Below are 24,008 nucleotides of genomic sequence, written 5' to 3'. Positions count from 1 at the left end.
AGAACCCATCATGGCCAAGGCACGCGAGGTTTCACCCGACTTCATCCGCCAGCTCGCCGGCTACGGCCTGACCACGGCGGAGATCCTGTACCACCTCCCCGACCACCCCAAGGTGCTGCAGAGCTACATCTGGCAGGCCTACGACCTCGCGCCGCTGTTCCCGGCCCTCACCGCCTTCCTGACCTTCTGGCGCGACACGCTCGACGGCGCGCTGCATTCGGTGCGGGTGGGCCATTCCGGCCTCATCAAGCCGGCCGAGATCGCCCTCGTGGGGGCCGAGTTCCGGCTGCAGTGACGGGCCGCCGGGCCGGCCCGCCCTACACCCCCAGCAGGTCGATCAGCGGCGGGATGAGCGGCGCGTCGGCCGGCGGCATGGGATAGTCGCGCAGCTGGCCGGGCCGCACCCATTTGAGCGCCTGGCCCTCGCGCGGCACGGCATGGCCCTCCCACCGCCGGCAGATCCACAGCGGCATCAGCAGGTGGAACTCCGGATAGGCGTGGCTGGCGAAGGTGAGGGGTGCCAGGCAGGCCTCCTTCACGGCGATGCCGAGCTCCTCGTCGAGTTCGCGGATCAGCGCCGCCTCGGGCCGCTCGCCGGGGTCGAGCTTGCCGCCGGGGAACTCCCACAGGCCCGCCAGCGCCTTGCCGGGCGGGCGCTGGGCGATGAGCACGCGGTCGTCGGCGTCCACCAGGGCCACGGCCACGACGGTCAGGATCTTCAGCGTCACGGCGGGACTCTCGGCTGGGAAGGCGGCGGGCGTCGCCCCGGCGCGGGACGAGGCTTCCGGCCCGCCTTATGCCGTGTTACCAGACGCCTTCAAAGACCCGTGCCGATCCCGGTTGCGCGGCGAAGAAGGTTTTGGGCTTCATGGGCGACAAGCGCTCGAGCTTCGATCACGACGATCTCCTGGCCTGCGGCCGGGGCGAACTCTTCGGCCCCGGCAATGCCCAGCTCCCCCTGCCGCCGATGCTGATGTTCGACCGCATCGTCGAGATCGCGGAAGAGGGCGGCGCCAACGGCAAGGGCGTGATCCGCGCCGAGTTCGACGTGAAGCCCGACCTCTGGTTCTTCGCCTGCCACTTCCAGGGCGACCCCGTCATGCCGGGCTGCCTCGGGCTCGATGCGCTCTGGCAGCTCGTCGGCTTCTACCTCGGCTGGCTCGGCCTGCCCGGCAAGGGCCGGGCCCTCGGGGTCGGCGAGGTGAAGTTCACCGACCAGGTGCTCCCCACGGTGAAGCGCGTCGTCTACGGCATCGACCTCAAGCGCGTGTTCAGGGGCCGGCTGGTGCTCGGCATCGCGGATGGCTGGCTCGAAGCCGACGGCCGCCGCATCTATGAGGCCAAGGACCTGCGCGTCGGCCTGTTCAAGCCCGAGCCGGCCTGACGGGCGGACACGGGCCGGGGCCGGACGGTGCCGGCGCCCGTTCGGGACATCGAGCCGCGGATCGGCTGCACCGGCCGTCGCGCGGCTCCAAGGAGTGGATGAGAAATGCGTCGCGTCGTCGTCACCGGGATGGGCATCGTCTCGTCCATCGGCAGCACCGCCGATGAGGTCCTGGACTCTCTGAGGAACGCCCGCCCGGGCATCGTGCGGGCCGAGCGCTACGCCGAGCTCGGCTTCCGCTCCCAGGTCCACGGCGCCCCCGCCCTCGACCCCGAGGCCGTGCTGGACCGTCGGGCGCTGCGCTTCCACGGCGGCGGCAGCGCCTGGGCGCAGGTCGCCATGGAGCAGGCCATCGCGCAGAGCGGGCTTCAGCCCGAGGACGTGTCGAACCCCCGCACCGGCATCATCGTGGGCTCGGGCGGGCCCTCCACCCGCACCATCGTCGAATCCGCCGACATCGCCCGCAGCAAGGGGCCGAAGCGCGTCGGCCCCTTCGCGGTGCCGAAGGCCATGTCGTCCACGGGCTCGGCGACGCTCGCCACCTGGTTCAAGATCAAGGGCATCAACTATTCCATCGCGTCGGCCTGCGCGACGTCGAACCATTGCATCGGCAACGCCTACGAGGCGATCAAGTACGGCAAGCAGGACGTGATGTTCGCGGGCGGCTGCGAGGAACTCGACTGGTCGCTTTCCGTGCTGTTCGACGCGATGGGCGCCATGTCGTCGAACTTCAACGACCGGCCGGCGGTGGCGTCGCGCGCCTTCGACCGGGACCGCGACGGCTTCGTCATCTCGGCCGGCGCCGGCATCCTCGCCCTCGAGGACCGGGATCACGCCGTGTCGCGCGGCGCCCGCATCCTCGGCGAGATCGTCGGCTACGGCCTCGCCAGCGACGGCCACGACATGGTGGCGCCCTCGGGCGAGGGAGCCCGGCGCTGCATGACGATGGCGCTCGACGGCGTCAAGGCGCCGGTCGACTACATCAACCCCCACGCCACCTCGACCCCCAAGGGCGACGAGGCCGAGATCGACGCCCTGCGCGACGTCTTCGGCGGCGCCGACAAATGCCCGCCCATCGCCGCCACCAAGAGCCTGAGCGGCCACGCCCAGGGGGCGACGGGGGCCATCGAGGCGGTGTTCTCGCTGCTGATGATGAACAACGACTTCATCTGCGAGAGCGCCAACATCGAGACGATCGACCCGGCCTTCGCCGACATGCCCATCCTGCGCGAGCGCCGCGACGGCGTGAAGCTCGGCACGGTGCTGTCCAACGGCTTCGGCTTCGGCGGCACCAACGCGTCCCTCGTCTTCCAGCATCCGGACCTCTGATCATGGCGCAGGACACGACGACGGGAACCTCCGCCTCCGCCACGGGCGGGCTGATGCGGGGCAAGCGCGGGCTCGTCATGGGGGTCGCCAACGATCATTCGATCGCCTGGGGCATCGCCAGGGCCCTGGCGGCCGAGGGGGCCGAACTCGCCTTCACCTACCAGGGCGAGGCCCTGGGGCGGCGGGTGAAGCCGCTGGCGCAGAGCCTCGGCTCCGATCTCGTCGTGGCCTGCGACGTCGAGAAGCTCGAAACCGTCGACGCCGCGCTCGAAGCCGTGCAGGCCCGCTTCGGCACGATCGACTTCGTCGTGCACGGCATCGCCTATTCGGACAAGAACGAGCTCAAGGGCCGCTACGCCGACACGACGCGCGAGAACTTCGTGCGCACCATGGTGATTTCGGCCTTCTCCTTCACCGAGATCGCCCGCCGGGTCGCGCCATTGATGACGCCCGGCGGCGCCATGCTGACGCTGACCTTCGGGGGTGCGACCCGTGTCACGCCGAACTACAACGTGATGGGCGTCGCCAAGGCGGCGCTCGAGGCGTCGGTGCGCTACCTCGCGGCCGATTACGGCGCCATCGGCCTGCGCGTCAACGCCATCTCGGCCGGCCCGGTCCGCACGCTGGCGGGCGCCGGCATCACGGATGCGCGCTTCATGTACAATTACCACCGCGCCCACGCCCCGCTGCGCCGCCCCGTCACCATCGAGGACGTCGGCGGCTCGGCGCTCTATCTCCTGTCGCACCTGTCGAACGGCGTCACGGGCGAGATCCACTTCGTCGACGGCGGCTACAACACGGTCGGCATGCCGCGGTCGGAGAACCTGAAGTCCGGCGCGGAAGTGTCCGACGCCGCGCCCTGAGGCGCGGCACGACGATGCGGGTCTTCGTCCTCACCGGCGCCGGCGTTTCGGCCGAGAGCGGGCTCGGGACCTTCCGGGACCGCGACGGCCTGTGGGCGCGCTTCGATCCCTCCAAGCTCGCCACGCCCGAGGCCTTCGCGGCCGACCCCGTCGCCGTCCACGCCTTCTACGACATGCGCCGGCGCGACGCCTTGGCCGCCGCGCCCAATGCCGCCCATGCGGCGCTGGCCCGGCTGGAGCGCGGGCTCGCGGCGCGGGGCGACGCCCTGTTCCTGTGCACGCAGAACATCGACGACCTGCACGAGCGGGCCGGCTCCCGGCAGGTGCATCACATGCACGGCGAGTCGTGCCGGGCCCGCTGCCTCGCCTGCGGCGCGGTTGCGCCCTGGCGCGACGACATGGGCGTCTTCGTGCACTGCCCGACCTGCGGCGCCGCCCGGCTGCGGCCGCACATCGTGTGGTTCGGCGAGGTGCCCATGGGCCTCGACCGCATCGCCGACGAACTCGCCCACGCCGACCTCTTCGCCGCCATCGGGACGTCGGGCGCCATCTATCCGGCGGCGGGCCTCGTCGCGGAGGCCCGCTCCCGCGGCACCCCGACGCTGGAGATCAACCTCGACCCGGCCGACAATGCCGGCCTGTTCGACGATGCCCTCTACGGCCCCGCCACCGAAGCCGTGCCGGCCTGGGTCGACGAGATCCTCGGGGGCGCGCCATGACGTCCCCCGTCATCATGCCGGCGACCCGCGCCGACCTCGACGACCTCGCCGCCATGGTCAATGGCGCCTATCGGGGCGAGACGGCGCGCCGGGGGTGGACGCACGAGGCCGATCTGCTCGGCGGCCAGCGCACCGATCCGGCGTCGCTCGCCGACGAACTCGACGCCCCCGATCCCAGCACGGTCCTGCTGCTGCGCGAGGCGGCCGACGGCCCCATCCTCGGATGCGTCATGACGCAGCGCTTCCGGGACGAAGCGGAACGCCCGCTCTGCCACCTCGCCATGCTGACGGTGCACCCCGAGCGCCAGGGGCAGGGCTTCGGCGCGCTCCTCATCGGCGAGGTGGAGCGGCGCGCCCGGGCGGCCGGCTGCGTCGCCGTCGAGATGACGGTGCTGCACGGGCGGGCCGAACTCCTCGCCTTCTACCAGCGTCGGGGCTACGCCCCCACGGGCCGCATCAAGCCCTTCCCCTACGGCGAAACGCGGTTCGGACTGCCGCACCGCGACGACCTCCACTTCCTGGTGCTCGAGAAGCCGCTCTGATTCGGCCGTTGCGCCCGACCCCTGCCGTCGCGCATGGAGGGAGCGAGCGATGCGGGGGCGGGCCATGCACGGCAGGACGGTGGTGATCACGGGCGGAACTTCGGGCATCGGGCTCGCGGGCGCGCTGGAGTTGGCGCGCCGCGGGGCACGCCTCGTCCTGGTGGCGCGCGATCCTGCCCGGGCCGAGGACGCTCTGATCCAGCTCCGCCGCATCTCGCCCGAAGCCCGCCACGGCATCCACATCGCGGACCTGTCGCGGCTGTCGGAGATGCGGCGCGTCGGCGCCGTGATCGCGGCCGCCGAGCCGCGGGTGGACGTGCTGGTCAACAATGCCGGCGCCTGGTTCCCCGACCGGATCGAGACCGAGGACGGGTTCGAGATGACCTTCGCGCTCGACCACCTCAGCTACATGGTGCTGACCGACGCGCTCCTGCCCTCGCTGGTCGCCGCCGCGCCGTCCCGCATCGTGTCCACGTCGTCCGAAGCGCACCGCTTCGCCGCGCTCGACCTCGCCGACCTCCACGGCCGTGCCGGCTACCGGGGATTCAGCGCCTATGGCCGGGCGAAGCTGTGCAACATCCTGTTCACCCGAGAACTGGCGCGCCGCCTGTCCGGGACCGGCGTGACGGCGAACGCCTTCCATCCGGGCTTCGTCGCCTCGCGTTTCGGCGATGCGGGCCGGGGCCTCGGCCGTCGCGCCTTCGGCCTCGCCAAGGCGCTCTTCGCCATCTCGCCCGAGGCCGGCGCCGCGACCCTGGTCCACCTGGCGACGTCGCCGGAGGTCGAGGGAACGACCGGCGGCTATCACGCCAAGTGCCGGCCCCTGCAGCCCAGCCGTGCCGGGCGGGACGACGCCGTGGCCCGGCGCCTGTGGGACATGTCGTCCGAGATGACGGGCATCGGTTCCGGCCTGCCGGCCTGAGAGGCCCCGAACGCCAGGGGCCGTCGCCGAGGGTGCGATGCATCGGGTGGCTCTGAGCCTCCGGCGCCGGCGCTCCCGGGCGGGGACGGGAGCGCGCCGGCGGCGCTTCAGCCCTCGGACCGGAACAGGAAGGGGGCGACGTCCTTGACGCCGGGCGGCTTCTCGACCGCGAAGGGCATGGGCCGGCACACCGCCATGGCGGAAAGTCCGACGCGCGTCGTCAGCATGCCGTTGAGCACCCCTTCGCCGAGCCGGGCCGACAGTTTGGCGGCGATGCCGTGGCCCACCACCTGCTGCACCAGGCTGTCGCCCACCGCCATGCCGCCCGTGACGGCGAGGTGGGCCCCGACCGAACGGGCCAGCTTGAGGAAGCCCAGGAGCCCGGGCCGCCCGCTGTAGCGCTCGGCGATGCGGCGGATGAGCCAGACGATCTGGCCGGCCACGAACAGGAGGTCGAGGATCGCGCGCGGGCTGATGGCGGTGACGAGCGAGACGCGCTTCGCCGCCGCCGCGATGTCGGCCGCCACCGCCCGGTCGATGGGGCGCAGCAGGGCGCTCTCGGCGATGTCGATGAGGTCGCGGCCGTCGACGATCTCGCGCGCCGCCCGCCCCACCTCGGCGCGCCCGCGCGCCGTCTCGGGGCGACCCGCGTAGAGGGCCGAGACGTCGGCCACGAGCCGCCGGGCCGCGTCCCGGTCGTCGGCGAGATGGGCGGCGGCGAGGTCCGCATGCAGGCGCGCCACCCGCGCCTGCCGCAGCACCCCGACGGTTTCCCGCACCAGCAGGGCCAGCGCGGCCACGCCGAGCAGCGCCAGGAGGCCGAGCCCGAACCAGCCGAGCGCGGGCGCGCGGGCGAAGAGGTTGCCGACGAGCTGGTCGATCCAGAGCCACAGCGACAGCGACACGAGGCCGCCGAGCGCGGCGCCGAACAGCGTCCCCCAGCCTCGCCGTCCGCGCCGCTCCATGCCGAGCGCCTGGGCGGCCTCGACGGCTGCCTCCTCGGGCGGCAGGACCTGGAGGGCGGCCTCCCGCGCATAGGCGTCCTCCTGGGCTTCGACCACGACGGCGGGCCGGGCCGGGGCGTGCGCCGGGGGCGCGGGCCCGCCTTCCGCGGCGGGGTCGAGCCGGAAGGCGCGGGGGCGGGGACGCCGGGCGTCGGTGGTCTCGGTCATGACAGCTTGTCCCCGAGCAGGAACTGCAGGGCCCGGTCGAGCCGGATATGCGGCAGCACGGCCGCGCCGTCCGGCCCCGCCTCGGGCACGGGCGGGCGGAAGCGCACGAAGCGGTAGTCGTTTTCGCCCTCGGCCAGGGCCAGCCCGTCGCCGCGCAGGGCCGCCTTCGGGTCGCCCGGCAGGTCGCCCGGGAAGATCGCGGCCTCGGCCAGCCCGTCGAAGGTTTGGCCGTCGATGACCTCGCCGGGCAGGGGCGTGCCCACGATGGCGTCAAGCGCGTCGCGTCCGTCCCGCACCGCGGCCTCGCGCGTGGCCCGCACGGCCGCGAGCGCGATGACGTCGATCTTGGCCCCGACGTCCTCGGCCTTGGCGATCGCCCGGGCGACGAGGAGCCGGAGGATGGATTCCAGACGGTCGTGGCTGGTGTGGTGGAGGTGGTCGGCCTTGGTGGCGGCGAAGAGGATCCGGTCGATCCGCGGGCGGAACAGGGTCGAGAGAAGGCTGGACCGCCCGGCCCGGTAGGCCTGGAGCACGTCCGTCATGGCGTTCTGCAGGTCCCGCACGGCGGCCGGCCCGGAGTTCAACGCCGACAGCGCGTCGACGAGGACGATCTGCCGGTCGAGCCGGGCGAAGTGGTCGCGGAAGAAGGGCCTGACCACCAGCGCCTTGTAGCTCTCGTAGCGGCGCTCCATCATGGCGGCCAGCGAGCCGGGCCGCGCCGGCCCCGCCACAGGCAGGGGCGCGAAGGTGAGCATCGGCGTGCCTTCGAGGTCGCCCGGCATGAGGAAGCGGCCCGGCGGCAGGGTCGACAGGGCGTAGAGGTCGGCGCGGCTCGCCCGCAGGTAGGCGGTGAAGAGATCGGCGCAGCGCCGGGCCTCGTCCTCGGAGGCCGGCGGGTCGGCCCCGAGCAGCGCCGTGTGGCCGCGCCACGCCGCCGCCAGGGGCGCGCGGGCCGCCGCCGCGCTGGCTTCCAGCGTTTCGGCCGACCATTGCGCGTAGGACTTGCCGAGCAGGGGCAGGTCGAGCAGCCACTCGCCCGGGTAGTCGACGATGTCGAGGGTGAGCGAGGCGGGGCCGGGGCGCCAGCCGCCGCGGCGCTCGTAGTCGATCGTGATGCGGATCTCGGAGATGCGCCGGGTCGACTCCGGCCAGCGGCGTTCCAGCGTCAGGGCGGTGAGGTGGTCCTCGACGGCGAAGCGCGGCACGGCGTCGTCGGGCTGCGGCTGCAGCACGCCGCGCGTGATGCGGCCCTCGGCGGCGGCGCGCAGCACCGGCAGGCGTGCGCCGGGCGTCGTCAGCGCCTGGACCAGCGCCGTGATGAAGACCGTCTTGCCGGCGCGCGACAGCCCCGTGACGCCGAGGCGGAGCCCCGTGCCGGTGACGTAATCGGCGACGCTCCGCGCGGTGTTGCGGGCCTCGAAGGCGAGATCGGTGAGGAGGCTCAAGGGCGCGGTTCCGGGCGGCGGCCCTCATCTATGCGGGGCGGGGGCGGGGCGCCAGGGGCAGCCGCCGCGGCGGCCCGGCGGGCCGCCACGACCTCGGCGGCATGGGCGACGGCGGTCACCACCAGGTTTTCGCCGGCGCCGAGCGGCCCGATCTCGACCGCCGCCATGTTGCGCATCAGCCGGGCGAGGTTCGGTGTCGGCGCGCCCCGGCCGTCGAACAGGCGGAGGTCGTCCGTCACCGAGGCCGCGATGCCGGCCGCGGCCCGCGCCGCGTAATGGGCGATGCGCGGCCCGTCGCGGCTGCAGCCGGGGCCTTCCGCCGCGGCGCCCCCACCCGGGGCCGCCACGGCGGCCGGCAGCCCGGCGGCGAGGCTCACCGGCGCCGCCGCGAGGCCGAGCGCGATGGTGGGGGCGGGCAGGGCGGCGCCGATGAGGCGATCGGGGACGGAGGACACCCGGCCGCGCCGGCCGCCGGCGACGCGGCGGCCGTGCCGGGCCAGCCACCGGGCCCGCAGGGTGCGGCCGATGCCGAGCGCGGCGAGCCCGTCGGACGCGGCACGCCCAGGCCCGCGCCGCGCCACGACCGCCCCGCAGGAGGCCGGGGCCCAGCGCGACACGATCGCCAGGGCCGACTGGCGCCCGAAGTCCAGGTAATAACGGCGGAGCAGAAGGGCCGCGACGGTGGCGCCTTCGGCCGCCGACACGAAGGCGACGTGGCCGTCGGCATCGGCCGCGATCTCGCCCGACCAGCCGCCGCGCTTGATGCACCAATAGTTGTTGAGGCGCACGCAGCGGCTGACGGCGGCGGGATCGTGCCCCAGGGCGAGCGCGGCGCGCGTGCCGGGCGAAGCGTCGAGGTTGGCGGCGGCCTGCCAGTGCCAATTGTCCACGGCCCGTTCGCGGGGGCGGAACGTCACCTCGGGCGACAGGAGGGTCCCGAGCGCCCCCGGCGCGGCGAGCGCGAGGCCCAGGGCGAGCCCGACGGCATCGAGCGCCATGTCAGCGACGTCCGGGCCGGCTCGCCCGTCCCGGCCCGGTCATGCGCCGGACCGCTCGTCGGCCGGCAACAGGAAGGCGAGCCGGCCCGGCCCGGCCTCCTTCCAACTGTCCGCCGGGAGGTCGACGACGGCGAAGCAGGAGGTGGGGAACCCCGCGGCGACGCGCTCCAGGGCCTCGGCCTCGCCGTCGGCGGCCAGCCGGCGGGCGAGGTCGCCGATGCCGGGGTTGTGGCCGATGACGAGCAGGCAGGCGACCTCCGGCGAGGTCTCCCGGACTTCGGCCAGGATGGCGTTGGCGGTGGCGCCGTAGAGCGCGCGGGTGAAGCGGCGGGGCAGGCCGGCCGGCAGGGCGGGGGCCGCGCAGTCGAGGGTTTGGCGCGTGCGGGCGCTGTCCGACACCAGGGCCGCGCCGGGCCGTGCCAGGGCCGCGATGCGCCGACCGGCCTCCAGGGCTTCGGCCTGCCCGCGCCGCGATAGGGCCCGGCCATGGTCGCCCTGGCCCGCGGCCGGCTCGGCCTTGGCGTGCCGCATGAGGATCAACTGTCGCATGGACCTCCCGGTGCCGACGTCCGGGCTGCAACCGCCCAGCATGATGACAATCTACGGATTTACCCGATGCACCGATGTGGCTTCCAGACCCCGATCGATAAAATTAATGAGGGGCATGCAACCTACACGGCAATCGGCCCTCTGAACCACTTGCGTCCAAAGGGCCGTCGTGGCAACCACGCGCCGCAAGGTGCCGTTATGCGCTGGGAGTTTGGCACGCATGACACTGTCAGATGCCATCGAGGCCGGGTACAGGCCGTCGGAAGACGAAGTCTTCATGAGTGAACGGCACCGGAATTATTTCCGGCGCAAGCTGATCGACTGGAGAGACGAGCTCCTGCGGGAAAGCCGCGAAACGTTGTCGACGCTGCAGAGCGAGAACGAAAACCATCCCGATATCGCCGACCGGGCCTCGTCGGAGACGGACCGGGCCATCGAGCTCCGGGCGCGGGACCGTCAGCGCAAGCTGATCAGCAAGATCAATGCGGCCCTGGCGCGACTGGACGATGGCTCCTACGGTTTCTGCGAGGAGACCGGAGACCCGATCGGCCTGCGGCGCCTGGACGCAAGGCCGATCGCGACCCTGTCGGTCGAGGCCCAGGAGCGTCACGAGCGGCGCGAGCGCGTCTACCGGGACGAGTGACGGCGGCCGACGCCCCGGAGGGTCGCGCACCCTCCGGGGCAGGCCGCGTCAGGTCGGCACCGGCGCGCGGGCCCGCGCCGCGGCGGCCTTCCGCGTGCCCTTGCCGGGCCACACCGAGCCGAGTTTCCGCAGGATCGTGACGAGACCGGCATCGTCCACGAGATCCGCCGCGTCGTCGACCAGGAACCAGGCGCCCTGGCGCTGGCCCTTCTCGCGCCAGGTCGGCAGTTGCCGCTCGACGGCGAGGATGTAGACCTTGACGCGGCAAAGGTCGAAATGCTCGGGCCGGCGCTTCCAATAGGTGTAGGTGCCGATCGGCTTCTTGGCGACGCGACCGATCAGGCCCGCCTCTTCCTGCGCCTCGATGGCGGCGGCGCGGTAGTCCTTGCGGCCCTTCATGGGCCAGCCTTTCGGCACGATCAGCCGCTTGGTTTCCCGCGACGTGATGAGGAGCACCTGGATACGACCGGCGGCATCCAGCCGCACCGGAAGCGCCGCCACCTGCTTGCGCGCCTTCAACGGCTTGGGCTTGTTCATCGGGACCGTCCGACCATGCGGCCATCCTCGCGCCGGACGCCGGCCATCGTGGGATTGTAAGCGTCGCCAGACAGGACTTGTTCGCCGCTTCCCCCCGATCATGCCACAGATTCGGGCTTGTGGGGCGACCCGCCTCGTGTAGTCCTGCCGCCGTGTCGGCCGGAGGGCCGGCCGGGCCGGCCGGGCCCGGTTCCAGGAGGTTTCGCATGGTCCCGCTCTTCAAGCCGCTGCTCGCGGCCGCCCTGCTCACCGTCGCCGCGGCCACGGGCGTGCGGGCGGCGGATGTCGTGGTCTCCTCCAAGATCGATACGGAAGGCAGCCTGCTGGGCTCCATCATCGCCCAGGCGCTCGCCGCCAACGGCATCCCGGTCAAGAACCGCGTGCAGCTCGGCACCACGCCGGTGCTGCGCAAGGCGCTGCTGTCGGGCGAGGTCGACATCTATCCCGAATATACGGGGAACGGCGCCTTCTTCTTCAACAAGCCCGACGATGCCGCGTGGCACGACGGTGCCAAGGGCTACGAGCTGGTGAAGTCGCTCGACTTCGACGCCAACAAGCTCGACTGGCTCACCCCCGCGCCCGCCAACAACACCTGGGCGATCGGGCTGCGCAACGACGTCGCGGCCCCCAACAACGTCAAGAGCATGAGCGACTTCGGCAAGTGGGTGTCGAGCGGCGCGGCCGTGAAGCTCGTCGGCTCGGCGGAATTCGTCAACAGCGCGGCGGCGCTCCCGGCCTTCCAGAAGGCCTACGGCTTCACGCTCAAGTCCGACCAGCTGCTGGTGCTGTCAGGCGGCGGCACGGCCGCCACCATCCAGGCGGCGGCGCAGAAGACCGACGGCGTCAACGCCGCCATGGTGTTCGGCACGGACGGCGGCATCGAGGCCGCCGACCTCGTGGTGCTCGACGACGACAAGAACGTCCAGCCCGTCTACGAGCCGGCGCCGGTGGTGCGCGACGCGGTGTTGAAGGCCAACCCGAAGATCGCCGAGGTGCTGAAGCCCGTCTTCGCCGGCCTCGACCTCAAGACCCTGCAGGAGCTGAACGCCCGCATCCAGGTCAACGGCGAGCCGGCCGCCGACGTGGCCAAGGACTACCTGAAGACCAAGGGCTTCGTGAAGTGACCCGCGCCGGGGGCGGGCAGGACCGTCCCCGGCGCGACGGCGTCGGCCGCGCCCGTCCGGGCTTCGGCACGGTGGGCCTCGACCGTGTCGGCCTGGTGCCGGCGGCGCTGGCCGCCGCGGCCTTCGCCTGGCCGTTCGTGACCTTCAAGCCCAACCGCATCGCCGCCGGCCGGGGCGTCGCCTTCTGGGCCGCGCTGCCGCCGGCCGCCGCCTGGGGGGGCGGTGCCCTGCTGCTCGGGCTCGCGCTGATCGGGGTGCTCCGCCTGCCGCCGGCGCTGCGCCTCGCCGCCGCGCTGGCGGCGCTCGCCCTGCTGGCGGTGCTGGTCGGCCTGGCGCCGGCCGTGGTGGTGCCGCCGCGCCAGAACTTCGCCCGGGTGAGCTTCGCCGCCGGGTTCTGGCTGCTGGTGGCCGCCTACGGCACCATGGCGGCGGACGGCGCCGCCAGGCTCGGCCTCCGCCCCGCGCCCCGCGTCGCGCTGCTGGCCGGCGTCCTTGGCGTCCTCGCCGGCCTGCTGGGGTCGGGCTGGTGGGACGGCCTGTCGCTGCTCAAGGAATATGCCGCCCACCGGGACAGCTTCTGGGCGGAGGCGCTCCAGCACGTGCTGCTGGCCTTCGGCTCGCTCCTGGCGGCCTGCGCCGTGGGGCTGCCGCTCGGCGTCGCCTGCGCCCGGGCGCCGCGGCTCCGGGCCGCCACGCTGCCGGTCCTCAACATCGTCCAGACCGTGCCGTCCATCGCCATGTACGGGCTGATGATGGTTCCGCTCGGCCTGCTGGCCGCCGCCGTGCCGGCGCTCGGCGCGCTCGGCATCCGCGGCATCGGCGCGGCGCCGGCGGCGCTGGCCCTGTTCCTCTACGCGCTGCTGCCCGTCGTCGCCAACACGGCCCTCGGGCTCGACGGCGTGTCGCCCGAGGCCGTCGAGGCGGCGCGCGCCATGGGCATGGGCAACGTCCGACGGCTGCGCTGGATCGAGCTGCCGCTGGCCGCGCCGGTGGTGCTCACCGGCCTGCGCATCGTGCTGGTGCAGAACATCGGTCTCGTCACGGTGGCGGCGCTGATCGGGGGCGGGGGCTTCGGAACCTTCGTCTTCCAGGGCACCAGCCAGGCCGCCATCGACCTCGTGCTGCTCGGCGCGATCCCGACCGTCGTCCTGGCCTTCACGGCCGCCGTACTGCTCGACGCGGCCGCCGACGCCTTGAGGAGGGTCCCGGCATGATCGCCATCGAATCGGTGTCGCGGCGCTTCGGCGACACCTTGGCGGTCGACGACGTGTCGCTGACGGTCGAGGCCGGAAGCGTGACGGTGCTGGTCGGCACGTCGGGAAGCGGCAAGTCGACCCTGCTGCGGATGATCAACCGCCTCATCCCGCCGACGGCCGGCACGATCCGCATCGACGGCCGCGATACGGCCGCCATCCCGGGCGAGGCCCTGCGGCGCGGGATCGGCTACGTCATCCAGGGCTACGGGCTGTTCCCGCATTGGACGGTCGCCCGCAACATCGCCACTGTGCCGCGGCTGATGGGCTGGGACGCGGCGCGGATCGCGCGCCGCGTCGACGACCTGCTCGAACTCTTCGGCCTCGATCCCGCCCTCTACGCCGGCAAGTTCCCCCACGAGCTGTCGGGCGGCCAGCAGCAGCGCGTCGGCGTGGCGCGGGCTTTGGCGGCGGAGCCCAAGCTGCTCCTCATGGACGAGCCCTTCGGCGCCCTCGACCCCGTCATCCGCGCCAAGGCCCAGGACGACCTCGCCGCCCTGCAGCGGCGCCTCGGCATCACGGTCGTGCTGGTCACGCACGACATGGCCGAGGCCATCCGCCTCGGAGACCGCATCGGCGTCATGGACGGCGGCCGCCTGCTGCAATATGCGCCGCCCGCCGAGCTTCTGTCGCGGCCGGCGCCGGGCTTCGCCGAGCGCCTGCTCGGCGGCAGCGACAGGCCGTACCAGCTCCTGTCGCTGCAGACCGTGGGGGACGTGCTGCAGGCGGGGGAGGCCGATGCCGGACGGGTCGGCGGGGAGGGCGGCGGGGGCGACGTCGACCCCGGCGTCGCCCCCATTACCCGACACACGAACCTGCGCGACGCGCTGGCGGCGCTGCTGTGGCGGCGGGCCGACAGCCTGCCCGTCGTCGGGGCCGACGGCGCACCGCGTGGCCGCATCGCGCTCGCCGAGGTGCTGCGCCGCGCCGGCCCGCCCGCATGAGCCGCGACGGCAGGGGCGGTTTCGGGGCCATGGCGGCGCGGCTCGGCGCCCTGCTGTTGCTGCTGCTGCTGGTTCTCGCCCCCCAGGTCTTCGCCCCGGTGCTGCGGCTGCTGACCGAGAACGGCGCGCCCGCCATCTACGACCAGGGCAGCCTGCTCGACCTCACGCTCGACCACATCGCCCTCGTGGCGGGCTCGACCGCCGCCAGCGCCCTCGCCGCCGTCCTGCTCGGCATCCTGGTGACGCGGCCGGCGGGGCGCGAGTTCCTGCCGCTCAGCCGGGCGGTGGTGAACGTCGGCCAAGTCTTCCCCCCGGTCGCGGTGCTCGCCATCGCGGTGCCGCTCGTCGGCTTCGGCCTCCGCCCGACGCTGATCGCGCTCGTGCTCTACGGGCTGCTGCCGATCTTCGAGAACACCATCGCGGGGCTCGACGGCGTGTCGCCGCCCGTCATGGAGGCGGCGCGCGGCATGGGGCTCGGGCCGCGGCAGCGGTTCCTGTCCGTCGAACTGCCGCTCGCCCTGCCGGTGATCCTGGCGGGCATCCGCCTGTCCACCGTCATCAACATCGGCACCGCCACCATCGGGTCGACGGTCGCCGCCAAGGGCCTCGGCGAGGTCATCCTGGCGGGGCTCGGCACCTCGAACACGGCCTTCATCTTGCAAGGCGGCCTCATCGTGGGCTTGCTGGCCGTGCTGGTCTATGATGGTCTCGGGCTCATCGAAGCCCGCCTCGCCCGACGCGCCGGGCGGGTCTGAGAAGGCAGGCGCAGGCTCTTGAACGCTCCCCTCACGTCGCTCCGGCGGGCCACTGCCTGCCCGCACGATTGTCCGTCGACCTGCGCGTTGGAGGTCGAGATCCTCGAAGGGCGCCGCATGGGCCGGGTCTACGGCGCGGCCGACAACGGCTACACCGCCGGCGTGATCTGCGCCAAGGTGGCGCGCTACGCCGAACGCGTCCACAACCCGGAGCGGCTCACCCGGGCGCTGCTGCGCACCGGGCCGAAAGGGTCCGGCCAGTTCCGCGAGATCGGCATCGCGGAGGCGCTGGACCGCGCCGCCGAGGGGCTGATGGCCGCCGAAGCGCGTCACGGCTCCGAAGCCGTGTGGCCCTACTATTACGCCGGCACCATGGGGCTGGTGCAGCGCGACGGCATCAACCGCCTGCGCCATGCCAAGGGCTATTCCGACCAATATTCCACCATCTGCACGGCCCTGTCCTGGGCGGGCTACCGGGCCGGCGCCGGCCGCATGACGGGCCTCGACCCGCGCGAGATGGAGCAGGCCGATTGCGTGGTGCTGTGGGGCACCAACGCGGTCGTCACGCAGGTCAACGTCATGACGCACGCCGTGCGGGCCAGGAAGGCCCGCGGCGCCCCGATCGTGGCGGTGGACGTCTACGACAATGCCACGATGCGGCAGGCCGACGTGAAGCTCCTGGTCCGGCCCGGCACCGACGGCGCGCTGGCCTGCGGCGTGATGCACGTGCTGTTCCGCGACGGCTTCGCGGACCGCGCCTACATGGCGGCCTACGCCGACGACCCGGCCGGGCTCGAGGCGCACCTGGCCTCGCGCACGCCCGAATGGGCGTCGGCGCTCTGCGGGGTGCCGGCCGCCGACATCGTGGCCTTCGCCCATCTCATCGGCACGCGGCCGCGCAGCTTCTTCCGCATCGGCTACGGCTTCGCGCGCCAGCGCAACGGCGCCGTCGCCATGCACGCCGTCACCTGCCTGCCCGTCGTGCTGGGGGCCTGGCAGCACCCGGGCGGCGGGGCGCTGCACACCAATTCCGGCATGTTCGGATGGGACAAGCGGGCCATCGAGGGGTTGGAGCTGCGCGACCCCGGCATCCGCAGCCTCGACCAGTCGCGCATCGGCGCCGTCCTCACCGGCGAGGCGGCGGCGCTGCGCGGCGGCCCGCCCGTGGCGGCCCTGTTCATCCAGAACACCAACCCGGTCTCGGTCGCGCCCGACCAAGAGACGGTGAAGCGCGGCTTCGCCCGCGAAGACCTGTTCACGGTGGTGCACGAGCAGGTGATGACCGACACGAGCCGCATCGCCGACCTCGTGCTGCCCGCCACCATGTTCGTCGAGCACGATGACGTGTACCAGGCGGGCGGCCAGACCCACATCCTGCTGGGGCCGAAGCTGATCGAGCCCCCGGGGGATTGCTTGTCCAACCACGAGGTCCTGTGCGGCCTCGCCCGGCGCCTCGGCGTCGAGCATCCGGGCTTCGCCGTGGGCGCGCGCGACCTCGTCGACCAGACGCTGCAGGCGTCCGGCCGCGGGACGGTGGCGGCGCTCGAGGCGGCGCGCTGGCTCGACTGCGCCCAGCCGGCCGATGCCGCGCATTTCCGCGACGGCTTCGGCTGGCCGGACGGCCGCTTCAGGTTCCGGCCGGATTGGGCCGGCGCGGCCGCCGGCATGCCGGGCGGCGGCGATGCCTCGGCCATGCCGGCCTGGCCGGACCACTGGGCCGTGATCGAGGAGGCCGACGCGGCCCACCCCTTCCGGTTGACCACGAGCCCGGCCCGCAATTTCCTCAACTCGTCCTTCACCGAAACCGGAACGAGCCTCGCCAAGGAGGAGCGGCCCACCGTGCTGATCCATCCCGACGATGCGGCGCCGCTCGGCATCGCCGACGGCGACGCCGTCGAACTCGCCAACGCGCGCGGCGCCGTGCGGCTCCACGCCCGCCTGTCCGAGGGGTTGCGGCGCGGCGTGCTGATCGCCGAATCGATCTGGCCCAACCGCGCCCATGCGGACGGGCGCGGAATCAATACGCTCACGGGCGCCGACGCGCCCCCGCCGCTCGGCGGCGCCGCGTTCCACGACATCCACGCCGCCATCCGCCGGCTGTGAGGGGGACTCGCCAACCCTGCCGGGGCGGGCACCAGGGCAGGATCGGCTTTCGCGGCCGCGCGCGGCCCGGGGCGCATCGAACGGTAACTTAAGACAGCGTGGCCAGAGTCGCCGGAATGCTCAACCTGTCGGATGCCCTCCCACCGGCTGCCGTCCACGCCGTCCTGGCGCTGGCGGGCCTGTCGGCCCTCTTCGCCGTCAAGCACCTCGTCGCCGACTTCCTGATGCAGACCAGCCGCATGGCGCGCGGCAAGGAGCGGCGCGCGGGCTGGATGGCGCCCCTCGCCGCGCATGTGAGCTGCCACGCCGGCCTCACGCTGCTCATCGTGCTGGCGGTGGCGCCGCACCTGTGGTGGCTGACGGCCGTGGACTTCTCCATCCACATCGCGGTGGACCGCGCCAAGACCGCCATCGCCCAGCGGCCCGGCTTCACGCCCGATCAGCCGCGCTTCTGGTGGCTGCTCGGGCTCGACCAGTGCCTGCACCAGCTGACCAATATCGGCCTCGCCACCGCCCTCATGCTGCTGTGACGCCGGCGGCCCGACGTCACCAGCGGCGCGGCCGCGCGAAACGCCCGAAGCCGAAGGGCCGGTAGCCGAAACGGCGGACCGGCGGGGGCCCGAAGCGCCGCATGGGGAAGAAGCCGCGGCCATTGCCGTAGCGCCAGAACGGGCGCCGGAAGCAGCGATACGGTCCGCAGACGAGCTGAACCGGCACGACGGCCGGAGCGCGCCAGGGCAGGGGCGGCAGCGCCGGGATCGCGACGGCGGGACCGGCCGGCGCCGCCGCGACGAGGACGGCGGCGGCCAGGAGAAGGTTTCGGACCGGTTTCACACACACCTCCTCGGCCATGGACACTCGCGGACCCTGGCGGCCCGTGGCCCATTCGGCACGCCCGCGCAGAATCGACGATCGCGCTGCGACGGCTCATTCCGACGTCAGCCGGCCCTGTCAGGATGACCCGGCAACCAGACGGAGAACACCTCATGATGTCCAGACTGATCGTCGGGCTGCTGTTGACGATGGCCTGCGTCGACACCGCTTCGGCCCGCATGGTGTCCGACAAGGAGCGCATGCGCCAGCAGGCCGAGCACCTGTGCTACAACGACGTCCAGAAGCTCTGCAATGCCGAGATCCCGGACGAAGCCCGCATCGAGGCCTGCATGGGGGCCCACCGTGCCCAGCTGAGCCCTGGCTGCCGCAAGGTCTTCGACGCCGGCATCAAGTGACCGGTGCCGCCCCGGCCGCTACTGTGGCCGGGGCGACACGCCGCCGGGGTTCGTGTCGCCCAGCGGAACGGGACCTTCGGCCAGCGATTGTGCCGGGGACGGCCGCCACCGGGGCGCCGCACGGAGGACCCAGCCATGAAGACCCCTGCCGCTCTGGCCGTCGGCCTCCTCGTCGCCCTGGCGGGCCCGGCATTGGCCGCCAAGCCGCTGTCAGACGCGGCCCGGCTGCGCCAGCAGGCCGAGCACGTCTGCTACAACGACGTGCAGAAGCTCTGCGCCGACGCCATTCCGGACGAGGACAAGATCAAGACCTGCATGCAGGTCAAGCACGCCAGCCTGAGCCCGGACTGCGCCAAGATCTACGACCAGGGCATCGGCGACTGACAAAGGCGGGCCGCGGCGCCGATCGGGCCGTCGCCGACCCGCGCCGCTCCCCCACCCGTCACTGGATGAGGCCGGCCAGGATGTTGATGGTCAGGGCCAGCACCACGGTGTTGAACGTGAACGCCACGAGGCCCTGGACGGTGCCGATGCGGCGCATGCGCTTCGACGTGAAGCTGACGTCGGCGGTCTGGGCGGCCACGCCGATCACCGCGGCGAAGTGCACGAAGTCCCAATAGTCGGGTGCGTCGTCCTCCGGGAAGCGCAGGCCGCCCTGCTGCAGCGTTTCGGGGTCGTTGTCGGCGTCGGGAGCATAATATTCGTGGGCGTAGTGCAGCGCGAAGATCAGCTGGGTGACGAACCACGACACCGCGACGGTGCCGAAGGCGAGCGCGACCCGCAGCGCCTTGTCGAGTCCGTGCGCGTCCTTGGCGAAGGAAAGCTCCGCCGCGACCGCCATGAGCGAAGCCGCCGATAGCGCCAGGACCAGCACCAGGATCATGCCCTGGCCCTCGTCCTGCGACGCGGCCGCGCTGCGGATGAAAGGCGCATCCCGGCGGCCGATGTGTTGCAGCGTCAGCGACAGGAAGGCCACGCAGCCGATGTCCCAGGACAGGATGGCGCGGCTCGGCACGTCCAGGCTGGACGGCACGAGGGCGAGGACCAGGCCGGAGGCGAGCCCGAGGCCGATGGCGCTCAGCAGTCGGGGGCGGGACCCGAAGGGGCCGAAGTAGCGGAGCGGGGAAGGGCGGTTCGGCATGGCGCGGTGATGGACCGCGGGCGGCCGGGCGGCAAGCTCAGTTTCCGCTCAGTCGAGGCTTTTCCGACATGGGCAGTTCCGCGGCGTCGCTGCCGTCCTTCAGCGCCACCCCGGTCAGCGACAGGGCGAAGGCCCGGTCGACCAGCCAGGCGATCTTGGCGGCGGCCGCGTCCGGCCCGAGCCCGGCGGCGCGGATGTTGGAGACGCAGTTGCGGGCGGCATCGGTGAGCCCGACCCGCGGCCCGTAGGTGAGGTAGGCGCCGAGGCTGTCGGCGGCGGAAAGGCCCGGCCGCTCGCCGATCAGCATGACGACCAGCCGGGCGCCGAGCAGCGCCCCCACCTCGTCGCCGAGCGCGACCCTGGCCTGATGCGCCAGGACGACCGGTGCGAGGCTGCGCCCGGCGAAGCGCGGCAGCAGGGCCTCGATCAACGGGACTGCGTTGAGGTCCACCGCCGAGGCCGAGAGGCCGTCCGCCACCACCACGGCGATGTCGGCGCCGGCGGCGCTCGCCACCCCTTCACCGGCCCCGGAGAGCAGCGCGCGGCTGCGGGCCGAGAGACGACGGCCGAAATCGGGCCGGCGCAGATAGGTGGCGCGGTCGGGTGCCGCGCTCTCGACCGTGACGGTGTCGCGCCCCAGCCCCGCCAGCGCGTTGGCGAGCGCGTCGCCGTCCATCGCGGCGTGGACGGCATCGCGCGCCTTGGCATGGGCGAGGCCGAGCTTCAGCACCTCGCGCGACGGCAGCGAGGCGCCCGAGCGGCCGAGGGCCAGGCGCGCCGGGGTCAGCCCGGCGAGGTGTGTCCAGGGGTCGGGCGTGACGGGGGGGAGGGGCGGCGGGGCCGGGCGATCGACCGGGCCCGTCACGCGGCTTCCGCCCGCGCCAGGAGCGGATGGGAGGCCGAAGGCGCGCGGAGCCGACCGTCCTGGCCGGTGATGCCCATGGCCTGGAGCCAGGCTTCGAACTCCGGCGCGCGTTTGAGACCCAGCGCGTCTCGGAGGTAGAGCTGGTCGTGGAAAGACGTCGACTGGTAGTTCAGCATGACGTCGTCGGTCCCCGGGATGCCCATGATGAAGGTGACGCCCGCGGCGCCGAGCAGCGTCATCAGGGCGTCCATGTCGTCGCCATCGGCCTCGGCATGGTTGGTGTAGCAGACGTCGCAGCCGAGCGGCAGGCCCATCAGCTTGCCGCAGAAATGGTCCTCGAGCCCGGCCCGGATGATCTGCTTGCCGTCGTAGAGGTATTCGGGGCCGATGAAGCCCACCACGGTGTTGACGAGCAGGGGCTCGAAGGCCCGGGCCACCGCATAGGCGCGAGCCTCCAGCGTCTGCTGGTCGACGCCGTGGTGGGCGCCGGCCGACAGGGCCGAGCCCTGGCCGGTCTCGAAATACATGACGTTCTGCCCGACGGTGCCGCGCTTCAGGCTGCGGCCGGCGTCGTGGGCTTCGCGGAGCAGGCCGAGCGTCACGCCGAAGGACGCGTTGGCGGCCTCGGTGCCGGCGATGGACTGGAACACGAGGTCGACCGGCACGCCGCTCTCGATCAGGCCGATGCTGGTCGTGGCATGGGTCAGCACGCAGCTCTGCGTCGGGATGGCGTGGCGCTGGATGACGTCGTCGAGGAGGTGGCACAGGCGGGCCAGGACGGCCGGCGAATCCGAGACCGGGTTGATGCCGATCACGGCGTCGCCGCATCCGTAGAGGAGCCCTTCCGCGACCGTGGCGGCGATGCCGTCGGGGTCGTCGGTCGGGTGGTTGGGCTGCAGCCGCACCGCCATGGTGCCGGGCAGGCCGATGGTGTTGCGGAACCGGGTCACCACGCTGCACTTCTTCGCCGCCAGGATCAGGTCCTGGTTGCGCATGATCTTGGAGACGGCCGCCGCCATCTCGGGCGTGATGCCGCGCGCGACCCGGGCCAGAACGGCCGGCGTGGCGAGGTCCGACAGGAGCCAGTCGCGGAAGTCGCCGACCGTGAGATGCGCGATGGGCGCGAAGGCCGCGTCGTCGTGGCCGTCGACGATGAGGCGGGTCACGTCGTCGTCCTCGTAGGGCACCAGCGGGCGCGCCAGGAAGGTCTTGAGCGGCAGGTCGGCGAGGCAATGGCGCGCCGCCATGCCCTCCTCGGCCGAGCCTGCCGCGATGCCGGCCAGCATGTCGCCCGAGCGCAGCGGGGTCGCCTTGGCCATGAGGTCCCTGAGGTCGCCGAAGGCCCAGGCGGTGCGGCCGACCGTGTGGCGATAGACCATGGTGCTCTCCGTCCCGGGCGAGAGGTGCCCGCCGTCGCCCCGCGGCTGCGTGCAGCAAGAGCTAGGCCAGCCCTCGGGCCTTCGGCAAGCCCTCGGTCGACATCACTTGAAGGACGACGGCAGGCCTTCACGTTCCTTGGACGCCGTCGGGCGGTAGTCGTAGGTGGGGTAGAATTCCGTGTGGTATCCGCCCCAGGCCGTCTGCTCGACGGCGCGGTTGACCTCGCGCAGCCGCTCGGCCGGGAACCGCAGCGTGACCACCTGGCCGACGCCCATCAGCACGTTCCAGGACAGGACCTCCACGCCGGGCGGCGGGAAGCTCTCGTAGAAGTGCTGGCGGTGCAGGCGTGCATTGATCTCGCCCAGCGTCTGGGACTCGTCGTGCTTGAAGAAGATGGTCAGCGTGGTCATGCCCCGGTCGGTCGGCGCCAAGGCCGGCGCCAAGGCCGGCGTCACGGCCGGTACCGTGCCCGGCGGGGGCTCCGGCGCCGTCGGGGCGCCCTGGGCCAGGGCCGGCGCTGCCGCCGTGACGGACAGCAGGAGCGCGAGGGCTGCGCGGCGGTGTGGGAACATGCGATGTCCTTTCGAGACGGGCCGGTCGCGAGAAGAAGAACGCAGTCTCCCGGCTGGTTCCGTCGGCGTCCGCATCGGCAAAGCGCCGGTGCAGCCGTCGCGGCCCTGTCAGAAAGCCGTGCTAGAGGGCTTTCGCCGTTGGCGAATCCGCTCCGGCGCCGAATCGAGGGCAGACCTCGAGGGTCGGTGGCGCTGCGGCGACTCCGGCCCGGTGGGACCGTTCCACGGCCTGCCAGGCCGTCGTCCGAGCGGGCCTTCGACTGGGGCCCGCGAACGGGTTCGCATTTGGGAGCTGGCGTGTGTCGGCAACGGCACGACACATGCTGGCGCAACCGACACGCCTGTGGCAGCTTCGCCACGCGGCACCGTCACGCACCGGGGAAGATGATGAAGACAGCCACCAGGTTCCTGGCCTCGCTCTCGACGCTGGCCGTCGCGGCGGCCTCGGCGAGTCCCGCCTTCGCCCAGTCGTCCGACGCCCTCGTCGCGGCCGCCAAGGCGGAAGGCGAGCTTTCCGTCATCGCGCTGCCCCACGATTGGTGCGGCTACGGCGGCATGATCGACGGCTTCAAGGCGAAATACGGCCTCAAGCTGAACGAGCTGAACCCGGATGCCGGCTCGGGCGACGAGGTCGAGGCGATCCGCGCCAACAAGGGCAACAAGGGCCCGCAGGCCCCCGACGTGATCGACGTCGGCCTGTCCTTCGGCCCGACCGCCAAGTCGGAAGGGCTGCTGATGGCCTACAAGGTGCCGACCTGGGACTCGATCCCGGCCGACGACAAGGACGCCGACGGCGCCTGGTACGGCGACTATTACGGCGTGCTCACCTTCGAGGTGAACAAGGACATCGTGAAGACGTCGCCGACCGACTGGCCGGACCTGCTCGGCCCCGATTTCAAGAACAGCGTGGCGCTGGCCGGCGACCCGCGCGCCTCGAACCAGGCGATCCTCGCCGTCTATGCGGCCGGCCTCGGCAAGGCGGGCGGCGACGCCACCAAGGCGGCGCAGGACGGGCTCGACTATTTCGCCGCCATGAACAAGGCCGGCAACCTCGTGCCCACCATCGGCAAGGTCGCATCCCTGGCCCAGGGCGCCACCCCCATCGTGGTCCGCTGGGACTACAACGCCCTCGCCGACCGCGACACGCTGAAGGGCAATCCGCCGGTCGACGTGGTGGTGCCGAAGAGCGGCGTCGTGGCGGGCGTCTACGTCCAGGCCATCTCGGCCTTCGCGCCGCACCCGAACGCCGCCAAGCTGTGGATGGACTACGTCTATTCGGACGAGGGCCAGATCGCCTATCTCAAGGGCTACTGCCACCCGATCCGCTACCAGGCGCTGGTCAAGGACGGCAAGGTGCCGGCCGATCTCGTCAAGAAGTTGCCCCCGGCCGAGGCCTATGCCAAGGCCGTGTTCCCCACCATCGAGCAGCAGAACGCTTCCAAGACCGTGATCACCACAGGCTGGGACAAGACGGTCGGCGCCAACGTCAAGTGATGGCACGCCAGGGCTGAAAGGGAGGGCGGCCATGGGGCCGCCCCC

Annotated in this window: 28 protein-coding genes; 17 read left to right on the top strand and 11 right to left on the bottom strand. The window is 72.6% G+C overall.

Annotation, left to right across the window (positions count from 1 at the left end):
- Positions 1 to 10 precede the first annotated feature (10 nt).
- The gene (locus D3272_RS08470; RefSeq protein WP_129218731.1) at positions 11 to 295 is read left to right on the top strand and encodes an usg protein; all 285 of its coding nucleotides are present in this window, start codon (positions 11 to 13) and stop codon (positions 293 to 295) included.
- A gap of 22 nt (positions 296 to 317) precedes the next feature.
- On the opposite strand, the gene D3272_RS08465 is transcribed toward D3272_RS08470, so the two are convergent.
- Positions 318 to 722, bottom strand: coding sequence for a (deoxy)nucleoside triphosphate pyrophosphohydrolase (locus D3272_RS08465; protein WP_129218901.1), 405 nt, complete (start codon positions 720 to 722; stop codon positions 318 to 320).
- Positions 723 to 868: 146 nt separating this feature from the next.
- On the opposite strand from D3272_RS08465, the gene fabA reads away from it, so the two are divergent.
- The 6 genes from fabA to D3272_RS08435 all read left to right on the top strand — a co-directional run bounded on the left by fabA (position 869) and on the right by D3272_RS08435 (position 5,759).
- A complete protein-coding gene (gene fabA / locus D3272_RS08460) occupies positions 869 to 1,384 on the top strand; it encodes a 3-hydroxyacyl-[acyl-carrier-protein] dehydratase FabA (protein WP_129218730.1) in 516 nt (171 codons plus the stop codon).
- Between the two features lie 105 nt (positions 1,385 to 1,489).
- The gene (gene fabB, locus D3272_RS08455) at positions 1,490 to 2,713 is read left to right on the top strand and encodes a beta-ketoacyl-ACP synthase I (RefSeq protein ID WP_129218729.1); all 1,224 of its coding nucleotides are present in this window, start codon (positions 1,490 to 1,492) and stop codon (positions 2,711 to 2,713) included.
- A gap of 2 nt (positions 2,714 to 2,715) precedes the next feature.
- Entirely contained in the window at positions 2,716 to 3,576 is an 861-nt protein-coding gene (gene fabI, locus D3272_RS08450; RefSeq protein ID WP_129218728.1) for an enoyl-ACP reductase FabI, read from the top strand.
- 14 nt (positions 3,577 to 3,590) lie between these two features.
- The gene (locus tag D3272_RS08445; RefSeq protein ID WP_129218727.1) at positions 3,591 to 4,295 is read left to right on the top strand and encodes a Sir2 family NAD-dependent protein deacetylase; all 705 of its coding nucleotides are present in this window, start codon (positions 3,591 to 3,593) and stop codon (positions 4,293 to 4,295) included.
- Positions 4,292 to 4,837, top strand: coding sequence for a GNAT family N-acetyltransferase (locus D3272_RS08440; RefSeq protein ID WP_129218726.1), 546 nt, complete (start codon positions 4,292 to 4,294; stop codon positions 4,835 to 4,837). Before D3272_RS08445 ends, D3272_RS08440 begins: the two co-directional genes overlap by 4 nt.
- A 49-nt stretch (positions 4,838 to 4,886) precedes the next feature.
- Positions 4,887 to 5,759, top strand: coding sequence for an SDR family oxidoreductase (locus D3272_RS08435; protein ID WP_245496451.1), 873 nt, complete (start codon positions 4,887 to 4,889; stop codon positions 5,757 to 5,759).
- 107 nt (positions 5,760 to 5,866) lie between these two features.
- Here D3272_RS08435 and D3272_RS08430 read toward each other — a convergent pair whose 3' ends face one another.
- From D3272_RS08430 to D3272_RS08415, 4 genes are read right to left on the bottom strand one after another with little or no spacing between them, the layout of a single operon-like run.
- On the bottom strand, positions 5,867 to 6,931 hold the full coding sequence (locus tag D3272_RS08430) for a YcjF family protein (protein WP_129218725.1): 1,065 nt from the start codon (positions 6,929 to 6,931) through the stop codon (positions 5,867 to 5,869).
- Positions 6,928 to 8,376: a YcjX family GTP-binding protein gene (locus D3272_RS08425; RefSeq protein ID WP_129218724.1), complete on the bottom strand. Its 1,449-nt coding sequence runs from the start codon at positions 8,374 to 8,376 to the stop codon at positions 6,928 to 6,930. The genes D3272_RS08430 and D3272_RS08425 overlap by 4 nt, the downstream gene beginning before the upstream one ends.
- Positions 8,373 to 9,374 (bottom strand): hypothetical protein, encoded by a 1,002-nt coding sequence (locus tag D3272_RS08420; protein ID WP_129218723.1) that lies wholly within the window; start codon positions 9,372 to 9,374, stop codon positions 8,373 to 8,375. Before D3272_RS08420 ends, D3272_RS08425 begins: the two co-directional genes overlap by 4 nt.
- Positions 9,375 to 9,413: 39 nt before the next feature.
- Positions 9,414 to 9,923, bottom strand: a complete 510-nt coding sequence (locus tag D3272_RS08415) for a SixA phosphatase family protein (protein ID WP_165361277.1) — start codon at positions 9,921 to 9,923, stop codon at positions 9,414 to 9,416.
- A 220-nt stretch (positions 9,924 to 10,143) separates the two neighbouring features.
- Between D3272_RS08415 and dksA the strand changes: the two genes are divergently transcribed.
- Positions 10,144 to 10,566 carry an RNA polymerase-binding protein DksA gene (gene dksA / locus D3272_RS08410; RefSeq protein ID WP_428977975.1) on the top strand — a complete coding sequence of 141 codons (423 nt, stop codon included), beginning with the start codon at positions 10,144 to 10,146 and terminating at the stop codon, positions 10,564 to 10,566.
- Between the two features lie 48 nt (positions 10,567 to 10,614).
- Here the strand turns inward: dksA and D3272_RS08405 are convergent, their stop codons facing one another.
- A complete protein-coding gene (locus D3272_RS08405; protein ID WP_165361276.1) occupies positions 10,615 to 11,103 on the bottom strand; it encodes an NUDIX hydrolase in 489 nt (162 codons plus the stop codon).
- A gap of 206 nt (positions 11,104 to 11,309) precedes the next feature.
- On the opposite strand from D3272_RS08405, the gene osmF reads away from it, so the two are divergent.
- The 6 genes from osmF to D3272_RS08375 all read left to right on the top strand — a co-directional run bounded on the left by osmF (position 11,310) and on the right by D3272_RS08375 (position 17,812).
- On the top strand, positions 11,310 to 12,227 hold the full coding sequence (gene osmF / locus D3272_RS08400; RefSeq protein WP_129218721.1) for a glycine betaine ABC transporter substrate-binding protein OsmF: 918 nt from the start codon (positions 11,310 to 11,312) through the stop codon (positions 12,225 to 12,227).
- Positions 12,228 to 12,298: 71 nt separating this feature from the next.
- Positions 12,299 to 13,441, top strand: a complete 1,143-nt coding sequence (locus tag D3272_RS08395; RefSeq protein ID WP_129218898.1) for an ABC transporter permease — start codon at positions 12,299 to 12,301, stop codon at positions 13,439 to 13,441.
- Entirely contained in the window at positions 13,438 to 14,424 is a 987-nt protein-coding gene (locus D3272_RS08390) for an ABC transporter ATP-binding protein (RefSeq protein ID WP_129218720.1), read from the top strand. Before D3272_RS08395 ends, D3272_RS08390 begins: the two co-directional genes overlap by 4 nt.
- Positions 14,421 to 15,179, top strand: coding sequence for an ABC transporter permease (locus tag D3272_RS08385; protein ID WP_245496450.1), 759 nt, complete (start codon positions 14,421 to 14,423; stop codon positions 15,177 to 15,179). The genes D3272_RS08390 and D3272_RS08385 overlap by 4 nt, the downstream gene beginning before the upstream one ends.
- Positions 15,180 to 15,197: 18 nt before the next feature.
- Entirely contained in the window at positions 15,198 to 17,282 is a 2,085-nt protein-coding gene (locus D3272_RS08380; protein ID WP_129218719.1) for a molybdopterin-containing oxidoreductase family protein, read from the top strand.
- A 116-nt stretch (positions 17,283 to 17,398) separates the two neighbouring features.
- Positions 17,399 to 17,812 carry a DUF3307 domain-containing protein gene (locus tag D3272_RS08375; protein WP_129218718.1) on the top strand — a complete coding sequence of 138 codons (414 nt, stop codon included), beginning with the start codon at positions 17,399 to 17,401 and terminating at the stop codon, positions 17,810 to 17,812.
- A gap of 16 nt (positions 17,813 to 17,828) precedes the next feature.
- Here the strand turns inward: D3272_RS08375 and D3272_RS08370 are convergent, their stop codons facing one another.
- Entirely contained in the window at positions 17,829 to 18,116 is a 288-nt protein-coding gene (locus D3272_RS08370; RefSeq protein ID WP_129218717.1) for a hypothetical protein, read from the bottom strand.
- 152 nt (positions 18,117 to 18,268) lie between these two features.
- Between D3272_RS08370 and D3272_RS08365 the strand changes: the two genes are divergently transcribed.
- Positions 18,269 to 18,511 carry a hypothetical protein gene (locus D3272_RS08365; RefSeq protein WP_129218716.1) on the top strand — a complete coding sequence of 81 codons (243 nt, stop codon included), beginning with the start codon at positions 18,269 to 18,271 and terminating at the stop codon, positions 18,509 to 18,511.
- A 135-nt stretch (positions 18,512 to 18,646) separates the two neighbouring features.
- Positions 18,647 to 18,895 (top strand): hypothetical protein, encoded by a 249-nt coding sequence (locus D3272_RS08360; RefSeq protein WP_129218715.1) that lies wholly within the window; start codon positions 18,647 to 18,649, stop codon positions 18,893 to 18,895.
- Positions 18,896 to 18,953: 58 nt separating this feature from the next.
- Here D3272_RS08360 and D3272_RS08355 read toward each other — a convergent pair whose 3' ends face one another.
- The 4 genes from D3272_RS08355 to D3272_RS08340 form a co-directional block, all read right to left on the bottom strand.
- Positions 18,954 to 19,652 (bottom strand): DUF1345 domain-containing protein, encoded by a 699-nt coding sequence (locus tag D3272_RS08355; protein WP_129218714.1) that lies wholly within the window; start codon positions 19,650 to 19,652, stop codon positions 18,954 to 18,956.
- Between the two features lie 37 nt (positions 19,653 to 19,689).
- A complete protein-coding gene (eutC, locus tag D3272_RS08350; protein WP_129218713.1) occupies positions 19,690 to 20,517 on the bottom strand; it encodes an ethanolamine ammonia-lyase subunit EutC in 828 nt (275 codons plus the stop codon).
- Positions 20,514 to 21,896 (bottom strand): ethanolamine ammonia-lyase subunit EutB, encoded by a 1,383-nt coding sequence (locus tag D3272_RS08345; protein WP_129218712.1) that lies wholly within the window; start codon positions 21,894 to 21,896, stop codon positions 20,514 to 20,516. The genes eutC and D3272_RS08345 overlap by 4 nt, the downstream gene beginning before the upstream one ends.
- A gap of 102 nt (positions 21,897 to 21,998) precedes the next feature.
- Entirely contained in the window at positions 21,999 to 22,469 is a 471-nt protein-coding gene (locus tag D3272_RS08340; RefSeq protein WP_129218711.1) for a hypothetical protein, read from the bottom strand.
- Positions 22,470 to 22,856: 387 nt separating this feature from the next.
- Between D3272_RS08340 and D3272_RS08335 the strand changes: the two genes are divergently transcribed.
- On the top strand, positions 22,857 to 23,963 hold the full coding sequence (locus tag D3272_RS08335) for an ABC transporter substrate-binding protein (RefSeq protein ID WP_428977972.1): 1,107 nt from the start codon (positions 22,857 to 22,859) through the stop codon (positions 23,961 to 23,963).
- The last annotated feature ends 45 nt before the right edge of the window (positions 23,964 to 24,008 follow it).

Origin of the sequence: Lichenibacterium ramalinae, from assembly GCF_004137085.1 — a bacterium.
GTDB classification, from domain to species: domain Bacteria; phylum Pseudomonadota; class Alphaproteobacteria; order Rhizobiales; family Beijerinckiaceae; genus Lichenihabitans; species Lichenihabitans ramalinae.
Note: the sequence above shows the minus strand (reverse complement) of the source record. Positions and strands in the feature narration are given on the sequence as shown.